Annotated in this window: 27 protein-coding genes and 4 pseudogenes; 13 read left to right on the top strand and 18 right to left on the bottom strand. The window is 69.3% G+C overall.

From position 1 onward, the window contains the following. The first annotated feature begins 5 nt into the window (after positions 1-5). The 3 genes from ACN28I_RS14275 to ACN28I_RS14265 are packed head-to-tail and all read left to right on the top strand — an operon-like array spanning position 6 to position 2132. Positions 6-662, top strand: a complete 657-nt coding sequence (locus tag ACN28I_RS14275; protein WP_420942583.1) for a TIGR00266 family protein — start codon at positions 6-8, stop codon at positions 660-662. A gap of 12 nt (positions 663-674) precedes the next feature. Further along, the gene (locus ACN28I_RS14270) at positions 675-1364 is read left to right on the top strand and encodes a TIGR00266 family protein (RefSeq protein WP_420942582.1); all 690 of its coding nucleotides are present in this window, start codon (positions 675-677) and stop codon (positions 1362-1364) included. A gap of 21 nt (positions 1365-1385) precedes the next feature. After that, positions 1386-2132: a TIGR00266 family protein gene (locus ACN28I_RS14265; RefSeq protein ID WP_420942581.1), complete on the top strand. Its 747-nt coding sequence runs from the start codon at positions 1386-1388 to the stop codon at positions 2130-2132. A gap of 44 nt (positions 2133-2176) precedes the next feature. Here the strand turns inward: ACN28I_RS14265 and ACN28I_RS14260 are convergent, their stop codons facing one another. From ACN28I_RS14260 to clpB, 3 genes and pseudogenes are all read right to left on the bottom strand, one after another. Further along, positions 2177-2926, bottom strand: coding sequence for a TonB-dependent receptor plug domain-containing protein (locus tag ACN28I_RS14260; RefSeq protein ID WP_420948638.1), 750 nt, complete (start codon positions 2924-2926; stop codon positions 2177-2179). 778 nt (positions 2927-3704) lie between these two features. Next, positions 3705-3992 (bottom strand): annotated as a pseudogene (locus tag ACN28I_RS14255) (TonB-dependent receptor plug domain-containing protein); the annotation flags it as partial. Positions 3993-4416: 424 nt separating this feature from the next. Next, positions 4417-7020, bottom strand: a complete 2604-nt coding sequence (gene clpB, locus ACN28I_RS14250) for an ATP-dependent chaperone ClpB (RefSeq protein ID WP_420942580.1) — start codon at positions 7018-7020, stop codon at positions 4417-4419. 143 nt (positions 7021-7163) lie between these two features. Between clpB and ACN28I_RS14245 the strand changes: the two genes are divergently transcribed. After that, positions 7164-7757, top strand: a complete 594-nt coding sequence (locus ACN28I_RS14245) for a hypothetical protein (RefSeq protein WP_420942579.1) — start codon at positions 7164-7166, stop codon at positions 7755-7757. Between the two features lie 24 nt (positions 7758-7781). Here the strand turns inward: ACN28I_RS14245 and ACN28I_RS14240 are convergent, their stop codons facing one another. Genes ACN28I_RS14240 through ACN28I_RS14230 form a run of 3 tightly spaced genes read right to left on the bottom strand, consistent with a single transcriptional unit; the run spans position 7782 to position 9002 of the window. Then, positions 7782-8465: a hypothetical protein gene (locus ACN28I_RS14240; RefSeq protein ID WP_420942578.1), complete on the bottom strand. Its 684-nt coding sequence runs from the start codon at positions 8463-8465 to the stop codon at positions 7782-7784. Continuing rightward, positions 8462-8761 (bottom strand): DUF1844 domain-containing protein, encoded by a 300-nt coding sequence (locus ACN28I_RS14235; RefSeq protein WP_420942577.1) that lies wholly within the window; start codon positions 8759-8761, stop codon positions 8462-8464. The genes ACN28I_RS14240 and ACN28I_RS14235 overlap by 4 nt, the downstream gene beginning before the upstream one ends. A gap of 4 nt (positions 8762-8765) precedes the next feature. Beyond that, the gene (locus ACN28I_RS14230; RefSeq protein ID WP_420942576.1) at positions 8766-9002 is read right to left on the bottom strand and encodes a hypothetical protein; all 237 of its coding nucleotides are present in this window, start codon (positions 9000-9002) and stop codon (positions 8766-8768) included. Positions 9003-9097: 95 nt separating this feature from the next. On the opposite strand from ACN28I_RS14230, the gene thiE reads away from it, so the two are divergent. The 4 genes from thiE to ACN28I_RS14210 all read left to right on the top strand — a co-directional run bounded on the left by thiE (position 9098) and on the right by ACN28I_RS14210 (position 12140). Then, on the top strand, positions 9098-9775 hold the full coding sequence (gene thiE / locus ACN28I_RS14225) for a thiamine phosphate synthase (RefSeq protein WP_420942575.1): 678 nt from the start codon (positions 9098-9100) through the stop codon (positions 9773-9775). Continuing rightward, the gene (locus ACN28I_RS14220; protein ID WP_420942574.1) at positions 9772-10533 is read left to right on the top strand and encodes a gamma-glutamyl-gamma-aminobutyrate hydrolase family protein; all 762 of its coding nucleotides are present in this window, start codon (positions 9772-9774) and stop codon (positions 10531-10533) included. The genes thiE and ACN28I_RS14220 overlap by 4 nt, the downstream gene beginning before the upstream one ends. Continuing rightward, entirely contained in the window at positions 10530-11270 is a 741-nt protein-coding gene (gene thiD / locus ACN28I_RS14215) for a bifunctional hydroxymethylpyrimidine kinase/phosphomethylpyrimidine kinase (protein ID WP_420942573.1), read from the top strand. The genes ACN28I_RS14220 and thiD overlap by 4 nt, the downstream gene beginning before the upstream one ends. Positions 11271-11471: 201 nt before the next feature. Next, the gene (locus tag ACN28I_RS14210) at positions 11472-12140 is read left to right on the top strand and encodes a hypothetical protein (RefSeq protein ID WP_420942572.1); all 669 of its coding nucleotides are present in this window, start codon (positions 11472-11474) and stop codon (positions 12138-12140) included. A 3-nt stretch (positions 12141-12143) separates the two neighbouring features. Here the strand turns inward: ACN28I_RS14210 and dnaB are convergent. From dnaB to ACN28I_RS14165, 9 genes and pseudogenes are all read right to left on the bottom strand, one after another. Beyond that, positions 12144-13518, bottom strand: a pseudogene (dnaB, locus tag ACN28I_RS14205) (replicative DNA helicase). Positions 13519-13708: 190 nt separating this feature from the next. Continuing rightward, positions 13709-14155: a 50S ribosomal protein L9 gene (gene rplI / locus ACN28I_RS14200; protein WP_047856539.1), complete on the bottom strand. Its 447-nt coding sequence runs from the start codon at positions 14153-14155 to the stop codon at positions 13709-13711. Between the two features lie 33 nt (positions 14156-14188). Further along, complete coding sequence (gene rpsR / locus ACN28I_RS14195; RefSeq protein WP_375772279.1) at positions 14189-14536, bottom strand: 30S ribosomal protein S18; 348 nt, start codon at positions 14534-14536, stop codon at positions 14189-14191. Between the two features lie 51 nt (positions 14537-14587). Continuing rightward, positions 14588-15052: a 30S ribosomal protein S6 gene (rpsF, locus tag ACN28I_RS14190; RefSeq protein ID WP_420942571.1), complete on the bottom strand. Its 465-nt coding sequence runs from the start codon at positions 15050-15052 to the stop codon at positions 14588-14590. Positions 15053-15280: 228 nt separating this feature from the next. Beyond that, positions 15281-15859 (bottom strand): aminoacyl-tRNA hydrolase, encoded by a 579-nt coding sequence (gene pth, locus ACN28I_RS14185; RefSeq protein WP_420942570.1) that lies wholly within the window; start codon positions 15857-15859, stop codon positions 15281-15283. A gap of 75 nt (positions 15860-15934) precedes the next feature. Further along, positions 15935-16628, bottom strand: a pseudogene (locus tag ACN28I_RS14180) (50S ribosomal protein L25/general stress protein Ctc). Positions 16629-16815: 187 nt separating this feature from the next. Continuing rightward, positions 16816-17769 carry a ribose-phosphate pyrophosphokinase gene (locus ACN28I_RS14175; protein WP_420942569.1) on the bottom strand — a complete coding sequence of 318 codons (954 nt, stop codon included), beginning with the start codon at positions 17767-17769 and terminating at the stop codon, positions 16816-16818. A 67-nt stretch (positions 17770-17836) separates the two neighbouring features. Further along, entirely contained in the window at positions 17837-18139 is a 303-nt protein-coding gene (gene spoVG / locus ACN28I_RS14170; protein WP_420942568.1) for a septation regulator SpoVG, read from the bottom strand. Positions 18140-18230: 91 nt separating this feature from the next. Next, positions 18231-18434 (bottom strand): DUF5658 family protein, encoded by a 204-nt coding sequence (locus ACN28I_RS14165; RefSeq protein ID WP_420942567.1) that lies wholly within the window; start codon positions 18432-18434, stop codon positions 18231-18233. A 323-nt stretch (positions 18435-18757) separates the two neighbouring features. On the opposite strand from ACN28I_RS14165, the gene ACN28I_RS14160 reads away from it, so the two are divergent. The 5 genes and pseudogenes from ACN28I_RS14160 (at position 18758) to ACN28I_RS14140 (ending at position 23280) form a co-directional block, all read left to right on the top strand. Next, on the top strand, positions 18758-19360 hold the full coding sequence (locus ACN28I_RS14160; protein ID WP_420942566.1) for a thymidine kinase: 603 nt from the start codon (positions 18758-18760) through the stop codon (positions 19358-19360). A 30-nt stretch (positions 19361-19390) separates the two neighbouring features. Beyond that, positions 19391-20206 (top strand): uracil phosphoribosyltransferase, encoded by an 816-nt coding sequence (locus ACN28I_RS14155; RefSeq protein ID WP_420942565.1) that lies wholly within the window; start codon positions 19391-19393, stop codon positions 20204-20206. A 10-nt stretch (positions 20207-20216) separates the two neighbouring features. Continuing rightward, a pseudogene (gene hpt / locus ACN28I_RS14150) lies at positions 20217-20751 on the top strand (hypoxanthine phosphoribosyltransferase). 117 nt (positions 20752-20868) lie between these two features. Then, on the top strand, positions 20869-23106 hold the full coding sequence (locus ACN28I_RS14145; RefSeq protein ID WP_420942564.1) for a peptidase domain-containing ABC transporter: 2238 nt from the start codon (positions 20869-20871) through the stop codon (positions 23104-23106). Further along, on the top strand, positions 23107-23280 hold the full coding sequence (locus ACN28I_RS14140; protein ID WP_420942563.1) for a hypothetical protein: 174 nt from the start codon (positions 23107-23109) through the stop codon (positions 23278-23280). It begins immediately after the preceding gene. Positions 23281-23361: 81 nt separating this feature from the next. On the opposite strand, the gene ACN28I_RS14135 is transcribed toward ACN28I_RS14140, so the two are convergent. The 3 genes from ACN28I_RS14135 to ACN28I_RS14125 all read right to left on the bottom strand — a co-directional run bounded on the left by ACN28I_RS14135 (position 23362) and on the right by ACN28I_RS14125 (position 26429). Further along, on the bottom strand, positions 23362-23523 hold the full coding sequence (locus ACN28I_RS14135) for a hypothetical protein (protein WP_420942562.1): 162 nt from the start codon (positions 23521-23523) through the stop codon (positions 23362-23364). A gap of 180 nt (positions 23524-23703) precedes the next feature. Further along, on the bottom strand, positions 23704-24660 hold the full coding sequence (locus ACN28I_RS14130; protein WP_420942561.1) for an ATP-grasp domain-containing protein: 957 nt from the start codon (positions 24658-24660) through the stop codon (positions 23704-23706). Then, entirely contained in the window at positions 24657-26429 is a 1773-nt protein-coding gene (locus tag ACN28I_RS14125; RefSeq protein WP_420942560.1) for a vitamin K epoxide reductase family protein, read from the bottom strand. The genes ACN28I_RS14130 and ACN28I_RS14125 overlap by 4 nt, the downstream gene beginning before the upstream one ends. Positions 26430-26433 lie beyond the last annotated feature (4 nt).

Genomic DNA, 26433 nt, shown 5'->3' with positions numbered 1-26433 from the left:
AGGGCATGGAAGCGGAAATCCGAAACAAACCCTCGTTCGCCAACGTACTCGTCCGCATGCGGGCGGGTGACGGGCTGGTCGCCGAGGCCGATGCGATGGCGAGCATGAGCTCGAGCATCGAGATGAAGGCGCGCATGGCGGGTGGCTTCTTCACCTCGCTGGTGCGGCGCGTGTTCGGCAAGGAGTCCTTCTTCGTCAACGAGTTCGCCACCCAGAGCCAGGGGGAGCTGGTCCTCACCCAGCCGGTGCCGGGCGACATCACCAGCGTGGCGCTCAATGGCAGCACGCTGTTCCTCCAGCAGGGCGCCTTCCTGGCCTGTGAGCCGGGAGTGCAGCTCGGCGTCGGCTGGGCGGGCGTGGCGAGCCTCGTGGGTGGCGAGGGCCTCTTCCGGCTCAAGGCCAGTGGCTCCGGGACGCTCTGGTTCGGCGCCTATGGCGGCATCATCGAGAAGGAAGTGGACGGTGAGCTCATCGTCGACAGCGGCCACCTCGTCGCCTACGAGCCGACGCTGAGCCTGAGCATGGGGCTGGCCGGAGGTATCTTCTCCAGCTTCTTCTCCGGCGAGGGCCTCATCACGCGTGTGCGTGGCCGCGGCAAGGTCTACCTCCAGTCGCGCGCGCTCGCCGGGCTCGCGTCCTGGACCAACTCCAACATCTACTGAAGAGGGCCCAAGATGCAGACGGAAATTACGTGTCGTCCGGCGTCCTCGGTGGCCCGGATCACCCTCCAGGCCGGTCAGTCCATCACCTGCGAGGTGGGGGCGATGATCGCCATGAGCCCGGAGCTCACCGTGGAGACCTCCTCCCACAAGAAGGGGGGCAGCGGGGGCTTCGTCTCCGGACTGAAGCGGATGTTCGCGGGGGAGAACTTCTTCCTCAACCACTTCACCGCGCACGCGCCGGATCAGGTGTTGATCCTCGGGCCGGGGCTGATGGGCGACGTCGTCTCCCACCGCCTCAACGGGGGCTCGCTCATCGTCCAGGGCTCGAGCTGGCTCGCGTCGGATCCCGACATCGAGCTCGACGCCACCTTCCAGGGACTGGGCAAGGCGCTCTTCTCTGGCGAGAGCGTCTTCTGGGTCCGGTGCACGGGAACGGGTGATGTCCTGCTGAGCAGCTTCGGGGCCATCTACGAGGTGGAGGTGAATGGGCAGTACGTGGTGGACACCGGCCACATCGTCGCCTTCGAGGACTCGCTCCAGTTCGAGATCGGCAAGGCCTCCAGCAGCCTCGTGGGCAGCTTCCTGGGCGGCGAGGGGCTCGTCTGCAAGTTCAACGGCCGCGGCAAGCTGTACTGCCAGAGCCACAATCCGCCGAGCTTCGGAAAGCTGCTCGGCCCCATGCTCAAGCCTCGCTCGGCCTGACGGATCCGCGGAGAACCACGAATGGAACAGGCAACGGCGAATATCGTTCCGAACGCGGCCCTGGCACATGCTGGCCTGCGCTTCGACATCCAACACCGGCCCGACTTCGCGATCCTGGGCGTCAAGCTCGCCCCGGGGCAGAAGGTCCTCGCCGAGCCCTCGGCGATGGCGACGATGGATCCCACCATCGAGCTGAAGGCGGGGACGCGCGGTGGGTTCGGCAAGTCCCTGGGGCGGCTGCTGGGCGGTGAGAGCTTCATCGTCAATACCTTCACCGCGAAGGCGGGGGCCGGCGAGGTGCTGCTGGCGCCCGGGACGCCCGGCGACGTGGTGCACTACCGGCTCTCGGGCAACAGCCTGATGCTGCAGCGCGGCTCCTTCCTCGCGCACAGCGACGGCGTGGACGTCACGGGCAAGTGGCAGGGCGCGCGCGGCTTCTTCAGCGGCGAGGGCCTCGTCCTGCTCAAGGCGGAGGGCTCCGGAGATCTCTTCTTCAACTCCTACGGCGCCATCCTGGAGATCGACGTCACGCAGGGCTTCGTGGTCGACACCGGCTACGTCGTCGCCTTCGAGGACACGCTCCAGTACAACGTGACGATCATGCCGGGGCTTCGTCCGGGCTCGAAGGTGAAGAGCTTCCTCTTCGGCGGCGAGGGCCTGGTGTGCCGGTTCAGCGGCAGGGGCAAGGTGTGGATCCAGACCCGCACCGCCGCTCCCTTCCTGCGGTGGGTGCACCCCTTCCGCCCGGTGCAGAAGCAGAACGGCTGAGCCGGGCTGTCAGGACCGGTCCGGGTACCACCCGGGCCGGGCCCTCAGTACTCCCACTGGACGCCGCCCAGCACGCCGCGCGGGGGGCGGGGGTTGAACTGCTGGTCGCCCGCGTTGAGCAGGTTGTAGCCGTTGACGAAGATGTCGAACCCGCCCCGCAGCTTGTAGGTGACCTGGGCCTCGAGGTCGAAATACGAGGGCGCCCATACCTCGCGCTCCTCGAGGCCGATCACGTTGACCATGCCGCCGGCCGTTCCCAGGTAGTACGGCCGTCCACTCACCCACGAGCCCCGGACGGTGGCCTCCAGGTTGAACGGGCGGTACTTCGTGGACAGCTGCGCGTTGACGCGGTGCCGCGAGCGGGCCTCCAGCGGACGGTTGCGCGTCTGGTCCCTCGCGTCGAGCAGCATGTACGCCAGATCCAGGTACGTGGCGCGCACGGGCAGCCGGAAGCGTCCGTTGAGCTCGAAGCCCTGCGTGTACGCCCGGGCCACGTTCTCGTAGCTGAAGGTCACCGGGTTGTCCGGGTCCGGCGCCCCTCCGGCGGTGATGTTGATGAGGTTGTTGAGCCGGGTGTGGAAGGCGCTCGCGGAGAGCACCCACCCGTCGATGGGCGGGCGCCAGTCCACGCCGGCGTTCACCGCCGCGGAGCGCTCGGCCGTGAGGCCCCGGTTGCCCGAGACGATGTAGCCGATGCCCTGGTTGGTGAAGCGCAGGTACAGCTCCTGGAAGGACGGCGGGCGGAACCCGAGTCCCACCGAGGCGCGCACCGTCAGCGAGGGGTTCGGGTCCAGCTTGAGGGCCAGCCGCGGCGAGGGAAGCTCCGCCGAACTGCGAGTCCAGGTCGAAGCGGAAGCCCGGGGCCACCTTCAGCTTCGGCCCGGCTTCGTCCGAGGACAGCGCCACGTCCCACTCGTCCTGGAGGAACGCGCCGCCCCGGATGCGGCCCACCGGGCTCTCCTCGAGCCGCGCCGAGGTGAGCCGCTCACCGAGCACCTCGAGGCCTGCGGTGAGCGCATGGTTGCCGATCCGGTGGTCCGCCTGGACGACACCCTCGTAGAGCCGGTTGACGTTCTGCGTGTAGTCGTCGAGCGCCCGCGAGCCGCGCTGATCCTGCAGGAGCTGGTCGCGGAACAGGCCGAAGTGTCCCCGGACGAGCAGCGAGGTGTCGCTGGCGAGCCGCTTCCTGCCGCCGAGCGAGACATCGAACTGCTCCTGCCGCTGCCGCCGGTCGAGCACGGCGCCCGAGGGGTTGAGGTCGACGGCGTACTCGTCGCGCAGGTTGTACTGGCTGCGCAGCCACAGGCGGGAGCGGTCATCCGGTGCGTAGGCGAGGGCCACGTCGCCATCGAGCCGGCGGATGCCCGAGCCGCTCGTCGCCGCGTCCGCGGGCACCCAGTCGTAGGGCTCGCGGGTGCGGTAGCCGCCGCCCACGCGCACCTCGAAGGGGCCCTGCTTCGTGCCCGCGTTCGCGCGGAAGTCGCCCTCCAGCAGCGTGCCGAACGTGCCCCGGGCGCCCAGCTCCAGCGGGCGCTGCACGTGCCGGGAGATGAGGTTCACCACGCCGCCGATGGCGTCCGCCCCGTAGAGCGCCGCCGCGGGCCCCTTGACGATCTCCACCCGCTCCACGTCGCGCAGGCTGAAGCGTCCGAGGTCCAGCGTGGTGCCCACCCGGCCGCTCACGCGCTCGCCGTCCACGAGCACGAGCACGTACTCGGGATCCAGCCCCTGCAGGCGCAGGCCCGTGCCCCGGAAGGTGTGCACCAGCTCCACGCCCGGGTGCTGCTGCAGGAGCTGGCCCAGGTCCCGGGCCCCCACCGCTTCGATCTGCTTGCGGGTGATGACCTCGGTGGCCACCACCACGTCCTCGAGCTTGCGCTCGGAGCGCGAGGCGGTGACGACCGTCTGCTTGCGCCGGTCCGGCTCCTCGGGCTCGGGCGGCGCCGGGGCAGGGGTGGATTCGGAGATGGCGGGCCCGGCGGCGTCGGGACTGGAGACGGCCGCGCCGGGCTGCTGGGGATCGATCGGCTGGCTCACCACGAGGGCGGCCACCAGGGGGAGGATCACGGGGTGACTCTCGGCCGGATGCCTCCCTCCGTCAATGGGCGCACACCCGGAGCGCAGGCTCGTGAAACGCGAGAGGGCCCCGGGTCCGTGGACCCGAGGCCCTCTCGTGGTGGCCCGGGAATCAACCCGGGGCCTTCGATACCCTCACCCTGTCCCTCTCCCGAGGGGAGAGGGGATGTTGGGGCAGGGGACTGCTGACTGCGACTGCTGGCTGCGACTACGCGGCCTTCGCCTGGCCCTTGCCGAACGTCAGCCCGTCCTTGCCCGCGTCCACCACGATGTGGTCCCCGGGCAGGAACTCGCCCCCGAGCACCTTCCGCGCCAGCGGATCCATCAGGTACTTCTGGATGGCCCGCTTCAGCGGCCGCGCGCCGTACGTCGGATCGTACCCGCGGTCGGACAGCAGATCCTCCGCCTTGTCCGTCAGCTCCAGCGTCAGCCGCTTGTCGCCCAGCAGCTTCTGCAGCCGCGCCACCTGCAGCTCGACGATCTGCCGGATGTCCTTCTTGCGCAGCGGCTCGAAGAGGATGACCTCGTCCACGCGGTTGAGGAACTCCGGCCGGAAGTGCTGGCGCAGAATGCCCATCACGTCCTCGCGCGTCGCCTCGTCCAGCTCCTCCTTGCCCGCCATCCCCTCCTGCAGGGCCTGCGAGCCGATGTTGCTCGTCATGATCAGCACCGTGTTCTTGAAGTCCACGGTCCTGCCCTGGCTGTCCGTCAGCCGGCCCTCGTCCAGAATCTGGAGCAGCATGTTGAAGACGTCCGGGTGGGCCTTCTCGATCTCATCGAACAGGACCACCGTGTACGGCCGGCGCCGCACCGCCTCGGTGAGCTGGCCGCCCTCCTCGTAGCCGACGTACCCCGGAGGCGCGCCCACCAGCCGGGCCACGGAGTGCTTCTCCATGTACTCGGACATGTCGATGCGCACCATCGCGCTGTCGTCATCGAAGAGGAACTCCGCCAGCGCCTTGGCCGTCTCCGTCTTGCCCACGCCCGTGGGGCCCAGGAAGATGAACGAGCCGATGGGCCGGTTCGGATCCTGCAACCCGGAGCGCGCCCGGCGCACCGCGTTGCTCACCGCCTCGACGGCGCTGCGCTGCCCGATGACCCGCCTGGCCAGCCGGTCCTCCATGTTCACCAGCTTCTGGACCTCGCCCTCCATCAGCTTGGAGACGGGAATGCCCGTCCACTTGCCCACCACCGCCGCGATGTCCTCCGCGTCCACCTCCTCCTTGAGGAACTTGTGGCTCTTCTGCAGCTCGGCCATCTTCGCGTTCTGCTGCTCGATCTCCTTCTCCAGGCCGGGGATGACGCCGTACTTGATCTCCGCCGCCTTGTTGAAGTCACCCTGCCGCTCGGCCGCCGCCTGATCGTTCTTCGCCTTCTCGAGCTTCTCCTTCTGCTCGCGGATGCCGGCGATGGACTTCTTCTCCGCGTCCCAGTGCGACTTCAGCCCGGTGAAGCGCTCGTTGAGCTCGGCCAGCTCCTTCTCGAGCTTCCCCAGCCGCTCCACCGAGTGCGGATCCGTCTCCTTGCGCAGGCCCTCGCGCTCGATCTCGAGCTGGTTCATCTTCCGCCGGATGTCGTCGATCTCCGTGGGCATCGAGTCGATCTCAATCCGCAGGCGGCTGCAGGCCTCATCCACGAGATCGATCGCCTTGTCCGGCAGGAAGCGGTCGGCGATGTAGCGGTTGGACAGGTTGGCCGCGGACACCAGCGCCGAGTCCTGGATGCGCACGCCGTGGTGCACCTCGTAGCGCTCCTTGAGGCCGCGCAGGATGCTGATGGTGTCGTGCACGCTGGGCTCGCCCACCATCACCGGCTGGAAGCGCCGCTCCAGGGCCGCGTCCTTCTCGATGTGCTTGCGGTACTCGTCCAGCGTGGTGGCGCCGATGCAGTGCAGCTCGCCGCGCGCCAGCGCCGGCTTGAGCATGTTGCCCGCGTCCATCGAGCCCTCGGCCTTGCCCGCGCCCACCAGGGTGTGCAGCTCGTCGATGAAGAGGATGATCTCCCCCTGCGCGTCCATCACCTCCTTGAGCACCGCCTTGAGCCGCTCCTCGAACTCACCGCGGAACTTGGCGCCGGCCACCATGGAGCTCAGGTCCAGCGTGACCAGGCGCTTGTTCTTCAGCCCCTCGGGCACGTCCCCGTCCACGATGCGGCGCGCCAGGCCCTCGGCGATGGCCGTCTTGCCCACGCCCGGCTCACCGATGAGCACCGGGTTGTTCTTCGTGCGCCGGCTGAGCACCTGGATGCAGCGGCGGATCTCCTCGTCCCGGCCGATGACGGGGTCCAGCTTCCCGGCCCGCGCCGCGTCCGTCAGATCGCGCCCGTACTTCTCCAGCGCCTGGTAGGTGGACTCCGCGTCCTGGCTCGTCACCCGGCTGGAGCCGCGCACGTCCTTCAGGCTGGACAGCACGCGCTCGCGCGTCACGCCCGAGGACTTCATCACCTCGCCCACCGCCCCCTTGTCCTGCGAGAGGGCCAGCAGCAGGTGCTCGCTGGAGATGAAGTCGTCCTTGAGGGACTTGGCCTCGTCCTCGGCCTTGTCGAATGTCTTGAGCAGCCGCTGGCTGAGCATCGCGCCCTCGCCGCCCTGCATCCGCGGCAGCTTCTGGAGCGCCTCGCCCAACCGGCCGGCGAACAGCTTCACGTCCACGCCAATCTTGCGCAGCAGGGGCTCGACGATGCCCTCCTTCTGCCCGAGCAGCGCGGTCGCGAGATGCTCTGGCTCGTAGTTCGGGTTGTCCGCCCGGCGCGCCAGAGACTGCCCTTCCTGGATGGCCTCCTGGGCCTTGACTGTGTACTTGTCGAGTCTCATGACCCCAACGTAAGGGCCGGGGAAGCCTTGGCAAGAACTGGGGGGCCGCCCAGATTTCACTTGTCGCGTGAGCCTGGATGCTTGGAGCCTCTACGAACTTCCAGGCTCTCCGGGAGTTGCCTTTCTCCCATCAGCCCGGGTATATGCGCGCCCATCTTGGGGGGCATCCTCTGGAAGCGCACGGCGGTTATCTCATCCGAACTGAATCCCTGGGCGGCCTGAAGCTCGTCGAGCTGGCCCGGCGGGCGCTCGTCGAGGACGGGGCCCCGGAGGACACCCTGCTGACGGTGTCCGTCTACCGCAAGCGCAAGGTCGTCCGGCTGGCGCTGGACGGCCCGCACACGGCGGGGCGCCGGGGCTCGCACTGGTACAGCGAGCATCAGGCGCTCGCCCGGCTGCTGTCCAAGGAGGCGGGCCTCACCGTCCACTCCTACGTGTACGACCCCCAGGAGTACGAGGAGGTCATGGCCTTCGGTGGAGGCCAGAACGTGGGAGGGGAGCGGCTGCTCTACGACGAGGTGGAGCTGCCCGAGTGCCTGGACGGGGAGTTCGACGACGCGGCCTTCGCGCGGATGCAGGAGCGCTGGCCGCTGGGCCACCTGGCGTGGGTGTACGGGGTGGAGCGGGAGCTGCTGCTGCAGCTTCACCGCATGCAGGGGACGCGGCTGCTGCTCAACAGCTCGGAGCCGGAGTCGGAGCGGCCCCTGGAGCACCTGCTGCGCGGCCTCGCGGCGTGAAGGCGAGGGCCCGGCGGCGGGTCCTCAGTCCTCTTCTTCGATCGCCAGCTCGCCGTCCTGGGCGCTGATGGCGGCGCGGACACTGTCGCTGCGGAAGTACTGGCTGAGCAGGGCGAAGGTGCCGGCGATGAGGGCCGTCATCACGATCGCGAAGCCCGAGAGCAACCCGGGCAGCATGGCCTTGAACTGGGCGGTGGCCTCGGCGGCGGCCTGGGCGGAGGCCGGAGGCACCTGGGCCATGGGCAGGGAGTTCAGGTGTTGGGCCAGGATCGGCCCCAGGCGTCTGCCCACCACGGCCCATTGCGCGCCATCGATGGTGCGCAGCAGGGCGGCGAGGATGGCGGAGCCCGCGAGCACCTGGCGCATCCGCTCCATGGGCAACCCTCCGGGCCGGAGGAGCCGGGCCGCGGACACGAAGACGACGGAGCACACCACCGAGAGTGCTGCCAGCACCACCGCGTGGGGCCCGCTCAGGGGCTCGAGCGCGGCGAGATACGCCTCGTTGACCTGGGCGCCGCGGACCAGGTCCGGGTCCTTGGAGAAGCGCGACACGTCGATGGCGGCGTCCCGCAGCTCCCCCAGGCTGAAGAGCGTCACGGCCTGCTCGAGCGCCATGAAGCCCGAGAGGGCGGAGAGCACCAGGCACACCGCCGCCGCGAAACGGATGCGCCGCGGCAGCAGTGGGGTGGGGGACTCGGGGGACTTCACCGCTTGCTCGCCTCCACGAAGCGAAGGCGCAGATCCGCGAGGAGGTTGTCGAAGAGCTGCTTCTCCTCGGGGGTGAGGTTGCCGCGCGTCTTGTCGTGCAGCATCCCCAGCAACTCGATGCTCTGCCGGGCGAGGATCAGATCCCGCTCGGCCTTGCCCGTCTCCGGGTTGGGCGCCTCACCCAGGTGGATGAGGGCGCTGGAGGCCAGACCGATGAGGAAGGTGCTGAAGGTGATGGCGGCCTCGGGCACCTCACCCCGCATCACGAAAGTCTCTCCGCGCTTCTCCTCGGTCATGGCGTCACTCGTCCGAACCGGTGTCCTCGTCCTCGTCACCCTCGTCCTCGTCGTCCTCGAAGTCGTCGTCCTCGTCCTCGAGCTCGTCGTGCATCACCGTCTCGACGGGGACGGACTTCTCGGCCACGTCCGGCAGGGTCTCGATGTGGCGCTGGTATGCCTTCTCATCCACCGCGCCGGAGCGCAGGTAACGCTCGGCCGTACGCTTGTCGAGCTGCTTCGGGTCTGTCGGGCTGGACATGGTCAACTCCTCGGAATCTCTTGGAAAAGGGCGCGCCACCTTATAGCAGGGCTACCCTCTGTCAACGCCGCTGAAACCCCACCCCTCCGGAGCCGATGAACGCCCCTGTCCGTCCGTCCCTTCCCCGAGGCCTCTATGTCCTCTGTGATGACACCGTGCGCCCCGAGCTGCCACTGAAGGAGAAGGCGGCCGCTCTGCTCGCTGGAGGGGCGCGGGTGGTGCAGTTGCGGATGAAGCGGACGCCGCTGAGGGAGGCGCTGGCGGCGGCGCGCGAGGTGGTGGCGGCCTGCCGGAGGGCGGGGGCGGTGTGCCTGGTGAACGACCGGGTGGACCTGGCCCTGCTGTCGGGGGCGCACGGGGTCCATGTGGGAGACGAGGATCTGCCCGCGGAGGAGGCGAGGGCGCTGCTGGGCCCGGAGGGGCTGGTGGGGGTGACGGTGCGGGGCCTGGAGGAGGCGCACGCGGCGCGGGCGGCCGGGGCGGACTACGTGGGGCTGGGGCCGGTCTTCGGCACGACGACCAAGCAGGTGAACGCGCCGGTGCTGGGGCTGGGGGGCTTCGGTGCGGTGGTGCGCACGAGTCCCCTGCCGGTGGTGGGGATCGGCGGGGTGAAGCTGGAGAACATCGCGGAGCTGGCCGCCACGGGGGCACACGGTGGAGCGGTGGCCTCGGATGCCCTGCTCGCCGGGGACATCGCCGAGCGTGTCCGGCGCCTGGCCGCTGCTTTTGACAGGGGCGCCCGGGGGACTAGCCTCGTGGGCGGAGACGTATGAAACCTCATGGTCATGGCCAGGCCCCGCGCCGGCCCAACATCGGCATCACCCCGGACTTCAGCGAGAGCCGGCCGGATTCGCCGTTCTCGTACTACGAGTTGAAGGTGCCCTACGCGGACGCGGTGCTGCGCGCGGGGGGCCTGCCCTTCGTGCTGCCGTACTCGGACGAGCTGGCGTGCGTGGACGCGTACCTGGATCGCATCTCCGGGCTGCTCGTCACGGGCGGGGCCTTCGACATTCCGCCCGAGGCCTATGGCGAGACGGCGCGCGAGGGCATGGGGCCGCTGAAGCTGTCGCGCACGGCCTTCGAGACGGCACTGATGCGCGGGGCGCTCAAGCGGAACATGCCGTTGCTGGGCATCTGCGGAGGCATGCAGCTGCTCAACGTGGTGCTGGGCGGCACGCTGCACCAGGACATCGGCCGCGAGGTGAAGGGCGCGCACGAGCACGAGCAGAAGCACGATCGGACGCACCCCCAGCACCCGGTGGACGTGAAGGATGGGACGCTGTTGGCGGAGGCGCTCGGCAAGGGCCAGCTCATGGTGAATTCCACGCACCACCAGGCGGCGCAGAAGATGGGGACGCAGGTGGTGGTGAGCGCGGTGTCGCCGGATGGGGTGGTGGAGGCCATCGAGTCCACCCAGTACGGCTTCGCGCTGGGCGTGCAGTGGCACCCGGAGCTGATGCTCAACACGGTGCCGGTGCACGTGGGCGTGTACCGGCTGTTCATCCAGAAGGCGCGAGAGCACCGGCGGTGAGTGGAGCGCCGCGCGTGCTGCTGTGCGCGGGCCACGAGCCCACGGGCCGCGCGGGACTGCTGGCGGACGTGGCCGCGGTGCGGGCGCTCGGTGGCGCCCCGGTGGCCGTGCCCTCAGCGCAGACGGCGCAGGGCCGGGGGACCTTCCTGTACCAGCCCACGCCGGCGCGGGTGCTGGGTGCCCAGGTGAAGGCGGCGCTGGAGCTGGGGCCGCTGCACGCGGTGAAGCTGGGGCAGGTGCCCGGGCCGGCGCTGCTGGCGGCGCTGCGTGAGGCGCTCGAGGGCGTGGACGCGTGGTGGGTGGTGGACCCGGTGGTGCGGACCTCCCGGGGCGAGCCGCTCTCGAAGCTGACGCGGCGGCACTACCTGGAGCTGGCGGGGCCGAAGGTGATGCTCACGCCGAACCTGGACGAGGCGGCGTGGCTGCTCGGCGGGGGCGAGGTGCACTCGGTGGAGGAGGCGCGCGAGGCGGGGAGGGCGCTGGTGGCCCACGGCTTCGGCGCGGTGCTGGTGAAGGGCGGGCACCGGGCCACGGGAGCGGTGGACGTGCTGTGCCTGCCGGAGCGGGACGTGCTGCTGGAGGCTGAGCGGCTGGAGCGCGCACCCGAGCGCCGGGGAACGGGATGCCGGCTGGGCTCGGCCCTGGCGGTGGAGCTGGGGCGGGGCAAGACGCCCACGGCCGCGGCCCGCCGGGCGAAGTCCTACGTGACTCGCTACCTGCGCACCGGCCGCGACTGACCGTTCCCCCATTCCCCCGCCGTGCCCACTTCCCCTCGCCGCGCCCACTTCCCCTCGCCCTCCGGGAGAGGGACGGGGTGAGGGTGCCTGTCTCCGTGCTCCCAACCGTGACCTGAATCACCCGGGCCAACTCCCGGACATCCGTGCAAGCACTGTCAGACCGGCATGCGACACAGGAGGTCCCGAGCACGGAGAGGAGACATGGCCATCCCGAACGAGCACCGCCTGCGCGAGCTGCTCCAGATTCCGCCCGAGGCATGGGTACCCGACGACGACAGGCCCGAGTACTGGGACGAGACCTTCATGCGCCTGGGTCGCGGTTACGGCTTCGACCCGGAAGCGGGCGAGTACCCGGTCAACCACGGACAACTGGTGTTGAATCTCGCGAGGCTCGTCTCGCCGCTGCTGGACGGGGCGAGGTTCACGCAGGTGCTGCCAGGGGATGACGACGTGGAAGGGGAGGAGCGCGCGCCCCCGCCGGAAGACGGCGACAAGGAGAGTGGCGGAAAGGACAACCGGTACACGCTGCGCCTGAGGCACGGAGGGCGGCGGTACAGCGTCACGTTCCACGACTTCTCGGGCTTCTTCAACATCAACGCGGTGCTGGCCCTGCTGAACGCGGCGCTGGAGCCGACCGGCACGCCGATGCGGTTCTTCGGCTTCGGGGACGTGGTCGTCGTCGGGCCGCTGCGAGGCGTGCAGCAGGCCATGCGCGAGGGCTTCATCCCCGGCTTCGACGGGGCGGGCGTCTTCGAGGACTGGGAGCTGGAGGAGATCGACGCCTGGAGCGAGTCCGGCGATACGCCCGAGTCCCTGGTGAGACAGCTCGAGAAGGGACGCAGGCGCGTGCGGTTCTGCTTCGTGGTCTGAGCCCTACTCGACGCGGGCCCGGCTCTCGAAGCGCGTGTACTCGGCGAGGAAGACCAGGTCGATGTCGCAGATGGGGCCGTTGCGTTGCTTGGCGATGACGAGCTGCACGGGGATGGCCGTGCTGGTGCGTTGGACTTCGCCGCCTTCGGCGTTCTCGCCCTGGTCCTCGCGGTGGATGAACATCACCACGTCGGCGTCCTGCTCGATGGCGCCCGACTCACGGAGGTCCGAGAGCATCGGCTTGCCGCCCTTGCGCTCCTCCACCTTACGGCTGAGCTGCGAGAGCGCGATGATGGGCACCTCCAGCTCCTTGGCCAGCTGCTTGAGGCTTCGGGAGATCTCCGAGATTTCCAACTGGCGGCTCTCCACCTTGCCCTTCTGATGCATGAGCTGGAGGTAGTCGATGATGATCAGCGAGAGCCGCGGGTCTCTCTGCTTGAGCCGCCGCGCCTTGGCGCGCAGGTCGAAGGGGGACAGACCGCCCGAGTCGTCGATGTAGATGGGGGCGTTGTAGAGCTTGCCCGCCATCTCCTGGAACTTCTCCTCGTCGTGCGGGGTGAGCCGGCCGCCGCGCAGCTTCTTCATGTCCACGCGGGCGCTCGAGGCCAGCAGACGCATGAGGAGCTGATCCGCGGGCATTTCCAGGCTGAAGATGGCCGCCGCCTTGGGCTCCTCGGCCAGGCCCACGTGCGTGGCGATGTTCATCGCGAAGGACGTCTTTCCGACGCCGGGGCGCGCCGCGAGGATGAGGAGCTCGCCGCCGTGCAGACCCGTGAGCGCCTGGTCCAGGTCGGCGTAGCCGGTGGACAGGCCGGTGATGCCCGTCGTCGCCGTCTTCATCTTGTCCAGCAGATCCAGCGTGTGCTCCATCAGCTCGCTGACGGGCCGCAGATCTCCCACGCGCTTCTTCTCGGCCAGGAGGAAGACCTTGCGCTCGGCCTCGTCCAGCAGCACGTCCAGCTCGCCCGTTTCCTGGCTGGCGAGCTCCTGGATCTCCCGCCCCGCGTTCGCCAGCCTCCGCCGGAGGGCTTGATCCTTGACGATCTTCGCGTACTGGACGGCGTTGCCCGGCACGGGCACCACCTGATCCAGGCTCATCAGGTAGGCCGGGCCGCCCACCGCCGCCAGATGCCCGAGCACCTTGCAGCTCCTCGGCCAGCGTCAGGTGATCCACCTGCCGCGAGGAGCCGGCCAGCTTCACCATCGCCGCGAAGATCTGCGCGTGCGCCGGACTGGCGAAGTCGTCCTGGTGCACCACCTCCGCGAGGCTGTCGATGATCGTGTTGTCCGCGAGCACGGCGCCCAGCACCGCGCGCTCCGCGGCCAGGTCCTCGTGAGACCTGCGCCCGCCCGTCCGAATATCGAGGATGTTGTCCATGGCTCCCGGCCAGTCTACAGGCTCTGCTACGGGGATGTAGCGCGGCAGCCTGATCGCGCCCTCTGACATGCCACGGGGCCTCGGGACCGGCGTCCTCCCGCAAATGAAAGAGCCGCCCGGGGGTTGACTCCCGGACGGCTCTTGTCTTCCTTCACCCCGGCCCTCTCCCAGAGGGAGAGGGAGGAGGGGCTCAGGCCTCGGCGGCGACTTCGACCTTGATCTTCGCCACCACGTCGCGGTGCAGCCGCAGCTCCACCTCGTACTGACCCGTGGCCTTGATGGGCTCGGGCAGGTGGATGTGACGGCGGTCCACCGTCTGGCCCTGGGCGGCGAGTGCCTCGGCGATGTCCAGCGCGGTGACCGAGCCGTACAGCTTGTCCTGCTCGCCCACCTTGCGGCGGATGACGGCCTTGACCGCGCCGATCTTCTTGGCCTGCTCCTCGGCGGCGCCCTTCAGCTTGGCGTTACGCGCCGAGATGACCGAGCGCTCGTGCTCGAGCTGGCGCACGTTCTGCTCGGTGGCCAGCACCGCCAGCTTGCGCGGCAGCAGGTAGTTGCGGCCGAAGCCGTCCTTCACCGTCACGAGCTCACCGGACTTGCCCAGGTTCGCGACGTCCTCACGAAGAATGACCTTCATGTGCTGTCTCCGTTGGTGCGTGAGGGGCGGCGATCAGCCGACCATCGCGTTGTAGGGAAGCATCGCCAGACCGCGGGCGCGCTTGATGGCCGTGGCGATCTCGCGCTGGTGCTTGGCGCAGTTGCCGGAGATGCGGCGGGGGATGATCTTGCCGCGCTCGGTGACGAAGTACTTCAGCGTCGGCTGATCCTTGAAGTCCACCTTGGCGTTCTTCTCGGCGCAGAAGCGGCAGACCTTCTTGCGGCCAAAGCCACGGCCGCCACGCTTCTCGTCATCACCACCGGCGCCGCCGCGATCACCGCGGTCACCGCCACGATCCCTGTCGCCACCGCGGTCCCGGTCACCACCGCCGCGGGAAGCATTCCTGTCGTTACCAATCATGAGTGTTCTCTCTTCTCTGGAATGGATCCGTAGAAGACGACCGCGGGGGCACTAGGCCTCCTCGGTGCCCTCCTCCTCGGTCTCGGCGACATCGTCCACCACCGCGGCGCGCTCGGCGGCCGCGGGAACGCCCGGACGGGTCTCCTCGACGTCACCGGCCAGCTTCAGGTCCTCGAGCACCGGACGGCTCTCGGGATCGACCTCGTCCGCCAGCTTGGTGGACAGGAAGCGCGTCACCTCTTCGTAGTTGCGGAGGTTACGCTCGAGCTCGGCCACCACTCCGGTGCCGCCCAGGTAGCTGGCGTGCACGTAGATGGCGCGGGGCTGCTTGGCGATGGGGAAGGCCGTCTTCTTCTTGCCCCACACCGTGAAGCGGAGGACCTTGCCACCCTCACGGCCCACGATGCCGCGGACGCGCTCCTTGAGCTTGTCCACGTTGTCGTCGGTGAGGTCCGGCTTGACCAGGAAGATGGTCTCGTACTCACGAAGCCGCTTGGCGGCCTGCGTCTCAGCCATGTTGCTCTCCCCTTGGGGTTGAGTGCCCCCCGGAGGTCCGAGGAGCGGGGAAACGGACAGAAGGTCCAAGGGGGACCGACCGCCGGGAACGGGAAAACCACGCGCCCGTCTCCCTCGCGTTTCGTCCCGGAGGCTCGCGCACCCGGGATGATGGAAAAGAACAGCTCCGTCCCGCCGAAGCTTCCGGAGGGTAGGGAAGGGGCCTTCTACGGGGGGGAGGACCCCGAGTCAAGGCGCCCGCTTGTTGTACCGGTTCATCGCCGTGGCCAGCCCGTCGCGCACCCAGGTGTCGGCCGCGTCCGCCGCCAGGGCGATCAGGTCATCGAGCTGCCGGCGCTCCGCGTCGTCGAAGTTGGACAGGACGTAGCCGGCCACCCGGTCCTTCGCGTTGGGGCCCTGCGGCTTGCCGATGCCGAAGCGCAGGCGGATGAAGCCGTCCTCCCCCAGGCTGGCGACGGTGCTCTTCAGCCCGTTGTGGCCCCCGCTGCCCCCGCCCGCCTTGAGCTGTAGCCGCCCGAAGGGCATGTCCAGCTCGTCGTGGATGACGAGGATGTCCTCCGCCGCCACCTTGTAGAAGCGCGCCGCCTCGGCCACCGAGCGGCCGGACAGGTTCATGTACGTCTGCGGCTCGAGGAAGAGGACCTTCTCGCCGCCCAGGGAGCCCTGGCCCACCCGGGCCTGGAACTTCTCGTGGTTGAGCTCGGCGCGCGCCCGCGGCAGCAACGCCTCCACCACCATGAATCCGATGTTGTGCCGGTGGCGCTCGTACTCGCGCCCGGGATTGCCCAGTCCACAGATGAGCTTCATGGCAGAGACTCCGAAAAACAGACGGGGCCAGCCCCCTTCGGGCTGACCCCGCGTGTGTACGGCAGGGCGAAGAGCTTACTTCTTCGCGCCAGCCGCGGGCTTGGCCGCCGCGCCGGCCGCGGGCTTGGCCGCCGCACCGGCCGCGGGCTTGGCCGCCGCCGCCGCGGGAGCCGCAGCCGCCGCCGCGGGAGCCGCCTCGGCCGCACCCTCGGGCGCGCTCACGACGGCGATGGTGTAGTTGACGTTCGTCTTCACCACCACGCCCTCGGGCAGCTTCACATCGTTGATGTGCATGGCCATGGCGATCTTCAGCGACGTCACGTCCACCTCGATCTTCTCGGGGATGGCGCGCGGCTTGGCGTAGACCTCGAGCTGCACGGCGGATCTGCGTGAGCAGACCGCCCTCGGCCACGCCCTCGGCCTTGCCGGTGAGGATGAGGGGCACGTTCACCTTCACCAGGTCCTCCTCGCGCACGGCGATGAAGTCCACGTGGAGGATGTCGCGGGAGACCGGATCCCGCTGGTAGTCCTTGAAGAGGACCTGCTGGTCGGCGCCCACACCCTTGAGGGTGATGAGGGTGTTGAGCTTGTGCGGGGTGTTGATGGCCTGCTTCACGGCCTTCGGGTCGACGGCCACGCTCAGGGGCTTCTCCAGGTGCTTGCCGTAGACGACGGCGGGCACCAGGCCCTGGCTGCGCAGACGGCGGGCGGCGCCCTTGCCGGTGCCTTCACGCGCCTTCACCTCGAGCGTGCTCTTGTCGATGGACATGGATTTCCTCGGTATGGGGACTGCGATGTGACCGCGCCGGCCCTGGCGCCTCTGGCATCCCGCCCCCGTGGCGGGCCCCGAGACGGCACCTTCCGGAAAGCGAAGGGCCAGCGTGGTGTGGGGTGCGACATGACAGCGCGGGCGGCCGGAGTCAAGCCGCCCGGCGGACAGGAGGGCCCTTCTCCGCCTAGACGAAGAGGGAGCTGAGCGAGTCGGCGCGGTGGATGCGCGCGATGGCCTCACCGAAGAGGCGCTCGGTGGTGATGATCTTCAGCTTGGGGCACGCCAGGGCGGCGGGCGAGAGGGGCACCGTGTCCGTGAGGACGAGTTCCTCCAGCATCGAGTCCTGGATGCGCTGGATGGCGGGCCCGGAGAGGATGGGGTGGACGGCGTAGGCCACCACCCGGCGCGCGCCCCGCTCCTTCAGGGCGGCGGCGGCCTGGGTGAGCGTGCCGGCCGTGTCCACCATGTCGTCCACCAGCACCGCGTCCTTGCCGTTCACGTCTCCGATGAGGTTCATCACCTCGGAGGAGTTGGGACGGGGCCGGCGCTTGTCGATGATGGCCAGGCCGCAGTTGAGCCGCTTGGAGTAGGCCCGCGCCCGCTCCACGCCCCCCGCGTCCGGCGACACGATGACCATGTCCTGCGTGTCCGGAAACTTCTTGCGCAGGTCATCCAGGAAGACCGGCGAGGCGTAGAGGTGATCCGAGGGGATGTTGAAGAAGCCCTGGATCTGCCCGGCGTGCATGTCCATGGACACCACGCGCGTGGCCCCGGCCACCTCCAGCAGATCCGCGATCAGCTTGGCGGTGATGGGCGTGCGCGGCGCCACCTTCCGGTCCTGCCGCGCATACCCGTAGTAGGGGATGACGGCGTTGATGGAGCCGGCGCTCGCCCGCTTGAGGGCGTCGCAGATGATGAGCAGCTCCATCAGGTGATCATTGGCCGGCGGGCACGTGGACTGGACGATGAAGACGTCCGAGCCGCGGACGTTCTCGCCGATCTCCACGTGAATCTCTCCATCGGAGAAGCGGCCGACCGAGGCCTTTCCCAAGGGGCGCTTGAGATAGTCGCAGATGCGATGGGCCAGACCGGGGTTGGAACTCCCGGTGAACACCTTGAAGTCGCGGGGCTGCTGCATGGGCGCGCTACTAGCGCGCCCCGTGGCGGAAGGGAAGCCCCTTCCACCCAGACCTCCGGACCCGTGCTCAGTCGTGATCGCCCGAGGCGGCCAGGAAGGGGCTCGGCGCCCCGCCCGTTCCATGCTGCCGCTCGTACTCCTGCAGGATGGTCCGTTCCATCTGGTTGCGCGTGTCCGCGTTGAGCGGATGGGCGATGTCCTTGTACGTCCCATCCTTGCGGCGCTTGGCCGGCATGGCGATGAACAAACCGGAAGCCCCGTGAATCACCTTCAAATCCCGGATCACGAAGCAGTGATCCAGGGTGATGGTCACGTAGGCCTTCAGCTTATCCTCGTCAACCGGGTACACCTTGACGTCGGTGATGTTCATGGTCCCCCCACAGACCCTAGAGGTACGAGCCAGGGAGGCAGCCTGAGACAGACCGGCCCGGAAAAGCAAGTCTGTCAGGGCTTCTTGTGCGTCAACCGATGCCTCGATGACACATGTGGGCCAGGAAGGCGAGGTGGTAGACGTCGATGACGACGTAGAGGGCGGCACCGGCCTGGATGGCCCGCTGGCTGAGCTGCATGTTGCGGTGCAGGCACAGCAGCGTCAGCCCGAGGCTCACGATGGTGACCTTGATGGCCATGAAGGCCAGGGGCGAGTGCTCGTAGGCCACCCGCATGAGCGGGTTGAGCTTCCTCGGCCACCTCCAACTGTAAAAAGGTGAGGGTGAAGAGCCCATCCAGCAGGTTGAGCACCAGCAGCAGTACCGCCGCCGGCGAGATGTGGAACGAAGCCCCCTCGATACCCGCCCAACGTGTTGCCTGCGTCGTCGCCGCCACCCGGACCTCCCCGTTGGAATCCGGGGCGGGGTTGTTCAAGATGCTTGCCAACGCGCGAGGCCGGGTGCGGGAAGCCCGGGCGGGTTTTGAAAGTTGACGTGCCAGGAGGGGCGTGACAGAGGGTGACCCGCGCTCCCGCACAGCCTCCCGAAGAGTCCTCCGCGTGCAACAATTTCCCAATGACATCGGGTGGATAGAGGTCATCTGCGGCTCGATGTTCTCCGGCAAGACGGAGGAGTTGATCCGCCGCGTCAAGCGGGCCGTCTACGGCAAGCAGGCCGTCCAGGTGTTCAAGCCTCGACTGGACAACCGCTATGACGAGACCCAGGTGGTCAGCCACTCCCAGTTAAAATTGACCTCCATCCCGATCGAACGGGCTGAAGAAATTTTCCATCACCTGTCCCCCAAGACGCAGGTGGTGGGCATCGACGAGGTGCAGTTCTTCGGCGCCGAGGTCGTGGCGGTATGTGAGGCGCTGGCCAACCGGGGGATTCGCGTCATCGCCGCGGGGCTGGACCAGGACTACCAGGGCCGCCCCTTCGAGCCGATGCCGCAGCTCCTGGCCATCGCCGAGTACGTGACGAAGCAACTGGCCATCTGCGTGGTGTGTGGGAATCCGGCCAACCGCTCGCAGCGATTGGTGGATAGCGGAGAGCGGGTGGTGGTGGGCGCCGCCGGAGCGTACGAGGCGCGCTGCCGCAAGTGCCACCGGGCCGAGCCCACCGAGGCCACGCCTCCTCAGACGCTCGATCTGTTCGAACACTGAAGCCCTGACTGAAACCCCAGAGGTCCGGCCATGCGCGACACCCTCTACGCCAACGTTCCCTTCCTGTTGAGCGAGATGCCCCACCGGTATGGCCCCAACGTGCACCTGGTGGGCAACCCCTTCCTGCTCTCGCAGCTCGCGAAGCTGTGCAGCAAGGCCACCGTCCAGCCGGAGATCAACCGGCTGGTGGCGCTGCTCTACACGGACCTGGTGAAGACGGTCATCAACGCGGAGTTCCCCCGCAAGATGGTGGCCATGCCCACCCGGATGATCGATCACACGCCGCAGGGCATGTACCAGGGCGAGGTGATCGATCCCGCGGTGCGCGCGGTGACGGTGAACATCGCCCGCGCCGGCACGCTGCCCTCGCAGGTGACGTACGATCTGCTCAACACCACGGTGGATCCGGTGCTGGTGCGCCAGGATCACATCATCATGAGCCGGATGATCGACGCCAAGGAGCACGTGGTGGGCTCGAACATCGGCGGGGCGAAGATCGGCGGGGACATCGACGATGCGATCGTCCTCTTCCCGGACCCGATGGGCGCCACCGGCGGAAGCCTGAGCACCGCGGTGAGCATGTACAAGGAGAAGGTCCCCGGCACGCCTCGGAGAATCCTCAGCCTCAACCTGATCGTCACCCCCGAGTTCCTGCGAAGGATTTCCGGCGAGCATCCGGATGTGGTGGTGTACGCGCTGCGCCTGGACCGCGGGCTGTCACCTCCGGAGGTGTTCGGCACGGTGCCCGGCGAGCTGTGGGAGAAGGAGCGGGGGCTGGATGACCGGCAATACATCGTCCCCGGTGGCGGCGGCTTCGGGGAGATCATGAACAACGCGTACGTGTAGAGGTACGACCGTGGCTTTCTACGAGCAGGATGTCGGCGTCCACATCGACGAGAAGAAGCTCCAGGCGCGTGTGCGCGAGCTGGGTGAGCAGATCACCCGTGACTACCAGGGCAAGGAGGCTCACGTTCATCTGCGTGCTCAAGGGCTCTGCGTTCTTCGCCATGGACCTGGCGCGCTACGTGGACCTGCCGCTGACGATCGAGTTCCTCGGCGTGTCCTCGTACCAGGGCGGCACCGAGACGACGGGCGAGGTGCGCATCACCACCGACGTGAGCAAGCCCATGGCGGGCAAGCACCTGCTCGTCATCGAGGACATCATCGACACCGGGCTCACCATGAGCTTCCTGCTGGAGAACCTGAAGGCCCGGCACCCGGCGTCCCTGAAGGTGTGCTCGCTGCTCGAGAAGCCCTCGCGCGCCCGCACCCAGATTCCCATCGACTACAAGGGCTTCGTCATCGACGACGTCTTCGTGGTGGGTTACGGGCTCGACTACGCCGAGCGCTACCGCAACCTGCCCTTCATCGGTGTGATGAAGGGGAAGTAGTCCCCCGGCGGGTCTCCGGCCCGGCGGCCGGCGGGCCGAGCGTTCCTTGCGCGGCAACCCGCCCCTCCCCATGGTCTGACCCATGCCACGAGCGTGGGTCCACCCATCGGAGGGGCCGTGCTAGCCACGCCCGCCCCGCGCCTTCGCACCCGGCTCGCCGTCCTCTCCAGGCGCCGCCGCTACCCGCTCCGCCGTCAGGTCGAGGAGGCGGACTGTGGCCCGGCGTGTCTGGAGATGATCTCCGCCTTTCACGGCTCGGAGCACGCCCAGGCCCTGCTGCGCGAGCTCGCGTACGTGCGCGCTCCGGGCGCCACCCTCCTGGACATCGCCCGGGCGGCGGAGCAGCTCGGCTTCCGGGCGCGCGGCGTCCACGTGGAGGACGCGGCCGACCTCGAGGACGAGGAGGGGCAGGCCCTGCTGCCCGCCATCGCCCACTGGGAGGGCAACCACTTCGTCGTCCTCTATGAAGTGAATGCCCGCAACGCCGTGGTGGGCGATCCCGCCCTGGGCCTGCGGCGCATCCCCCGGGCCGAGCTGGCCTCGCACTGGAACGGCATCCTCCTGCTGCTCGAGCCCACCGAGGCCCTCCACCAGCCCCGCGCGGTGTCCGAAGCGCCCGAGCGCCGACCCACCGCGCTGCGCCGCTTCGCCCGCGGGCTGCTGCGCTACCGCGCGTTGCTCGTGCAGATCGTCTTCGCCACGCTCCTGCTCCAGGGACTGGCTCTGGCTCAGCCCTTCTTCGTCCAGGGGCTGGTGGACAAGGCCGTGGGCGGGCGCGACGTGCCGCTGCTCACCGCCATCGGCGTGGGCCTGGGCGTCCTGCTGGCCGCGCAGGTGGCCGTCACCGCCGCACGGGGCGCCGCCCTCTTCCTGCTGTCCGGCAGCTACTCGATGCTGCTGCTCACCCGTTTCTGGAAGCGGCTGCTGTCGCTGCCCCTGTCCTTCTTCGCCCGGCGCCACCGGGGCGATCTGCTCAAGCGCATCGAGGACCACCAGCGCATCCGCCGCATCCTCCAGGGCGCCGCCTCCTCCGTGCTGCTCGACCTGGTCATGCTGGTGGGCTACGCCGTGGTGCTCCTCCTCTACGACACCACCGTCTTCCTCCTCTTCCTCGGAGGGGCCGTTCTCTACGCGGCCTGGACGCTGGTGCTGCTGCCTCGCCGCGGCCGTCTGGACTCCGAGCGCTTCCGCGTGGGCGCCGAGGCCAGCCGCCTGGAGCTGCAGATGCTCGGAGGCATCCAGACCCTCAAGGCCGCCAGCGCCGAGCAGCAGATGCGCGCCTCCTGGGAGCGGCTCCAGGCCCGGGACTTCGCCGCCTGCCGCCGCCTCTGGTTGCTCGATACCCTCCACCAGGGCGGCACCCTCTTCATCAACCAGGCCATGTACCTGGGCATCCTCCTCTACGAGGCCTGGCTCGTCCTCCAGGGCCGCCTGTCCATCGGCCAGCTCGTCGCCACCCTCGCCATCCTCGCCCTGGTGCTCAACCCCTTGCAGAACCTCGTCACCTTCGTGCACGAGTTGCAGGACGTGGCCCTCTCCCTGCGCCGCGTGGAGGTCGTCTACGAGGCCGAGCCGGAGTCACTCGATGCTCCGGGCACCGCGGCCACGGTGCTCGCCCGGGCCCCGGAGATCCGGCTCGAGCACGTCACCTTCCGCTATGGCTCACCCCACGAGCCTCCCATCCTCGATGACGTGAGCTTCACCCTGCCCGCCGGGAAGATGACCGCCATCGTGGGCCGCTCCGGCGCCGGCAAGACGACGCTCGCCCACCTGGTGCACGGCCTCTACCGGCCTCAGCAGGGCCGCATCCTCTATGACGGCGTCCCCCTGGAGGCCCTTCCTCCCACGCGCCTGCGTCGCTCGGTGGCCTACGTCTTCCAGAAGACCGACATCTTCGATGGCACGCTCGCGGAGAACATCTCCCTGGGCGACGAGCGGCCCGATCCGGAGCGGCTGCTGCACGCCGCGCGCACCGCGTGTCTGGATGACCTGCTCGCGCTGCCCCGGGGCCTGGAGACCCGCATCGGCGAGTCCGGCATCCGCCTCTCCGGCGGCGAGGAGCAGCGCCTGCAACTCGCGCGCGCCATCTACCGGGATCCCCGCGTGCTCTTCCTCGACGAGGCGACGAGCCACCTGGATGCGACCACCGAGCGCGCCATCACCGAGTCGCTCCAGCGCGAGGCGGCCGGCCGCACCGTGGTGGTGGTGGCGCACCGGCTCTCCACCATCCGCCGCGCGGACCTCATCGTCGTGCTGGAGCGCGGGCGCGTGGTGGAGCAGGGCTCCCACGAGGAGCTGCTGGCCCGGGAAGGCGGGCGCTACCGCGCGCTCGTGGAGAATCAGGTGGAGGGTTGAATGGTGCACCCGCGTGAGGAGGACGAGGACGACCTGACACTCACCGAGGAGCTGCGCGCCGTCATGCGTCCGCGCTCCGGACGGCTCCTCGTGCTGCTGGTGCTGATTGCGGTGGTGCTGGCCGCGCTGGTGCTCGTGGCCTCTCGCACGGTGCTCGCGGGCTTGTGGCGATAGCGGGCCGTGCGGGCCGTGCGGCTCAGACGGCAGGGCGGTGGGGCGGACCCCACCGTCTCTGCTCGGATTCAACGGGACTTCTCAGCAGGCGCTGCAGCCAGGGGGCTCTTCGCCGCACGCGAAGGTGGTGATCTCCGGGCACTTCTTGTCCTTCACGGGCCCTTTGCCACCCTCGATTCGAGCGAGGTCCTGCACGAAGAGCTCCTTGATCTTCTTGACCTTCTTTTCCTTCTTCGGCTCCATGTCGTCTCTCCAGGATTCGGTGGCTCACGGGCCCACCCCGCATGCCGCAGGCGCTCGACGAACCTGCATTCGGGGAAACGGCTCCCGGAGAGAACCCAGTCCAGGAGAGCCAAGAAGCCACTCCATGCCCGAGTGCCCGGCTGCCCTGGGCACGGGCGCTTGATGGCTCGCTCCGTGGTCTCAGGGAATGGAAGCGCGTGCCGCCCGTGCGAGGGTCCGGGAGAGCTGCCCGAGGAGATCCGTCCCCGCACGCGTGTCGAAGCCGAGGAACATGGGCGAGGCGTTGAGCTCGAGGAAGCGCAGCGTGCCCCGTGCATCGCGCTTGAGATCCATCCCCGTCCAGCGCAGCCCCACCACCTCCGTGGCCCGGAGGCACTGGCGCGCCACCTCGGGCGGCAATTCGAAGGGCTCGATGCGCTCCTCGTTCTGCCGGAAGTCGAGCGCGCTCGAGATGATGCGCAGGCTGGCGATGATCTCCCCGTCGAGCACGTAGACACGCACGTCCTCGCCGGGCATCAACTCCTGGAAGGTGACGGGCGCGGCCTCCAGTGCCTCCAGCCGTTCGTCGGAGAGATCCTCGGGCCCCAGCTCCAGCGTGGCCGCGCCGCCCTCCACGGGCTTGTAGGCCACGCGCCGGCCCGCGGCGAACCGGCGCACCGACTCCGGATCATTCGTCCAGAGGGTTTCCGGCACCGGCAGCCCCGCCTCCGCGAGGAGCGCGAGTTGCACCGGCTTGGGCGTGCGCCAGTCCGCGGCGAGCGGGTTGTAGAGCGGCACGCCCATCGCCTCCCAGCGCCCCACCAGCCCGCGCAACAGCGTGGTCTTCTCCCGGAAGGCCACCAGCGTGGTGCGCCAGTCGTCGTCCATCGCCTCCTTCGCGTCCACGCCGAAGGTGAGCGGGTGCGAATGGTAGCTGCGCAGGTAGATGGCTCCGGGCCGCTCGAGGCGGCGGCCATCCAGGGTGATGCCACCGAGGCCCTCCGTCAGTGCCAGGCGCGTCTCCTGCGGGAAGGTGAGGGTGTCGACCACGAGGGCCTCGATTCCCTCCTCCTCGACCCGGCGCGCCACCTCCGACACGTGTGTGTCGTCGCGGGAGCCCACGAGGAGGACGGGCCGGGCGGGTGAGCGGGTCGTCATGGGGCGTGTGCTCCTTCCTGGGTGGCCTCGGCGGAGGTGGCCGGAGGCGTGAGGGTGTCGAGCAGGGCGGGCCGGTCCAGCCACATGGCGACATGGGCCAGTGGCGCCTCGCAGCGGCGGCCATCGAGGAAGAGGGTGGGGAGGCCCTGGGCATGACGCTGCTTGAGCGCTTCGGCCGCGCGCACCCGGGCCCGGGCCTTCTCCCGTGCTCCCGTGAGTGCCCCGGGCTCCTGTCCGGCATCGGCCGCCACGAGGGCCAGCGGCTCCCCGGCGTTCCGCAGGCGCGTGTAGTCCCGTTTCGCCGCGCGGAAGAGCTGGAGGAAGACCTCGCCTCCCCAGGCCACGCCCGCCGCCGCGAGCGCCTCGCATGCTGTCCGGTCCCCCGGGTCGTCCGGGTCCATGGGCGCGAGGGCCACGTGCGCGCGCACCTGATCTCCCCTCCGGGCCACCAGTGTCTCCAGCTCCTCCAGCACGGGGCCGCAGTGGCCGCAGGCGGGGTGGGCCAGGAGGACGAGCACGTGCGGCGCGTCCGCCTCGCCCAGCCGGGGACCGAGGGCCTCCGCGTCCAGCTCCAGCCGTGGCTCCTGGGAGAGCTGCGCGAGCGTCGCCAGGGGCGAGCGCAGCAGGCGCGTGTGCTCCCGGAGGAGGGATTCGCCTTCACCGCCGCGGGAGATCAGGGGCACCGTGGTGGAGAGCACCAGCCCGAGCAGCAGCACCAGCAGGAGCGCGGTGGGCAGCAGCCCCGGAGGCGGTACGGGCCCGTGCGGCAGGACTCCGAGGAGGAAGACGGCCGCGCCGCCGAGGTCCACCGCGTGCACCACCATGCAGAGCGTGCAGAAGCGCCGTATCCGCACCTGCGCCAGAATCAGCAGGAGGGAGAGGGGCAGGGTGGGGAGGAAGGCCGCGCCCGTGAGCCACGCCTGCACCGGGCCGCCGCCGAGCGCAGCGGTGCACAGCACCAGCAACTGGGCTCCGAAGAAGGCCGTGCCCAGCCCGGCCAGCGGCACTCCGGCGGGACTCGCCCAGGCGGAGAGCAGCACACTCTCGCAATCCAGCGGTCCGCCGCCTCCGCACAGGCGCGAGGCCTTGCCTCCTCGCGTCCACGAGAGCGCCGCGAGCGCCGCCGCGAGGCCCACCCCGGAGAGCAGGGCCAGCAGCGCGGTGGGCAGCCGGAGCCCGGCGGGCTGGGCGAGGACGGCCAGCACGAGCAGCACTCCCACCAGCGCGGCCAGTCCCCCGCGCATCCACGGTGAGGCGGCGGGTCCGGCGAGGGCCGTTCTCAGCTTCCACTGCTCGAGGAGCAGCTCCCGCGCGCGGTGACGGAGGTAGCCCGGCTCGGGCTCGCCCTCGCCGCCGTACTCCAGGAAGACCACGACGCCCGACCAGAGGGCCGTGAGCGTGTCCCGCTCCATCTCCCGGCTGCCCCGCCGGCTGTCCCAGATGCGGAAGGTTCCAGGGCGCCCCTCCGAGGGTGGAGCGACGGCTTCGAGCAGGCCGAATCCCCCCTGGGGGCCGGATTGGAAGTGGAGGATGGCGGGCAGCTCGTCCGCCTCCAATGTGTCGAGGGTCTCCAGATCTCCCTGGCCGGCCGTGACGTCCAGCCCCAGCACGGGCGCCTCCTGCGCCAGCGCCAGCAGGGAGCCCGGTTGCGCGTGACGTGCGAGCACCTCGCGTACATACGTTCGCGAGTAGCGCAGGCCCAGGCGCCGGGCCACCTCGGCGAGGACCTCCGCCGGGTCATCGCTGGGGACATCGGGATCTCGGAGCATCGGA

The sequence above is a fragment of the Archangium gephyra genome (genome assembly GCF_049060025.1).
GTDB lineage: Bacteria > Myxococcota > Myxococcia > Myxococcales > Myxococcaceae > Archangium > Archangium gephyra_A.
This window is presented reverse-complemented; position numbering and strand designations above follow the sequence as displayed.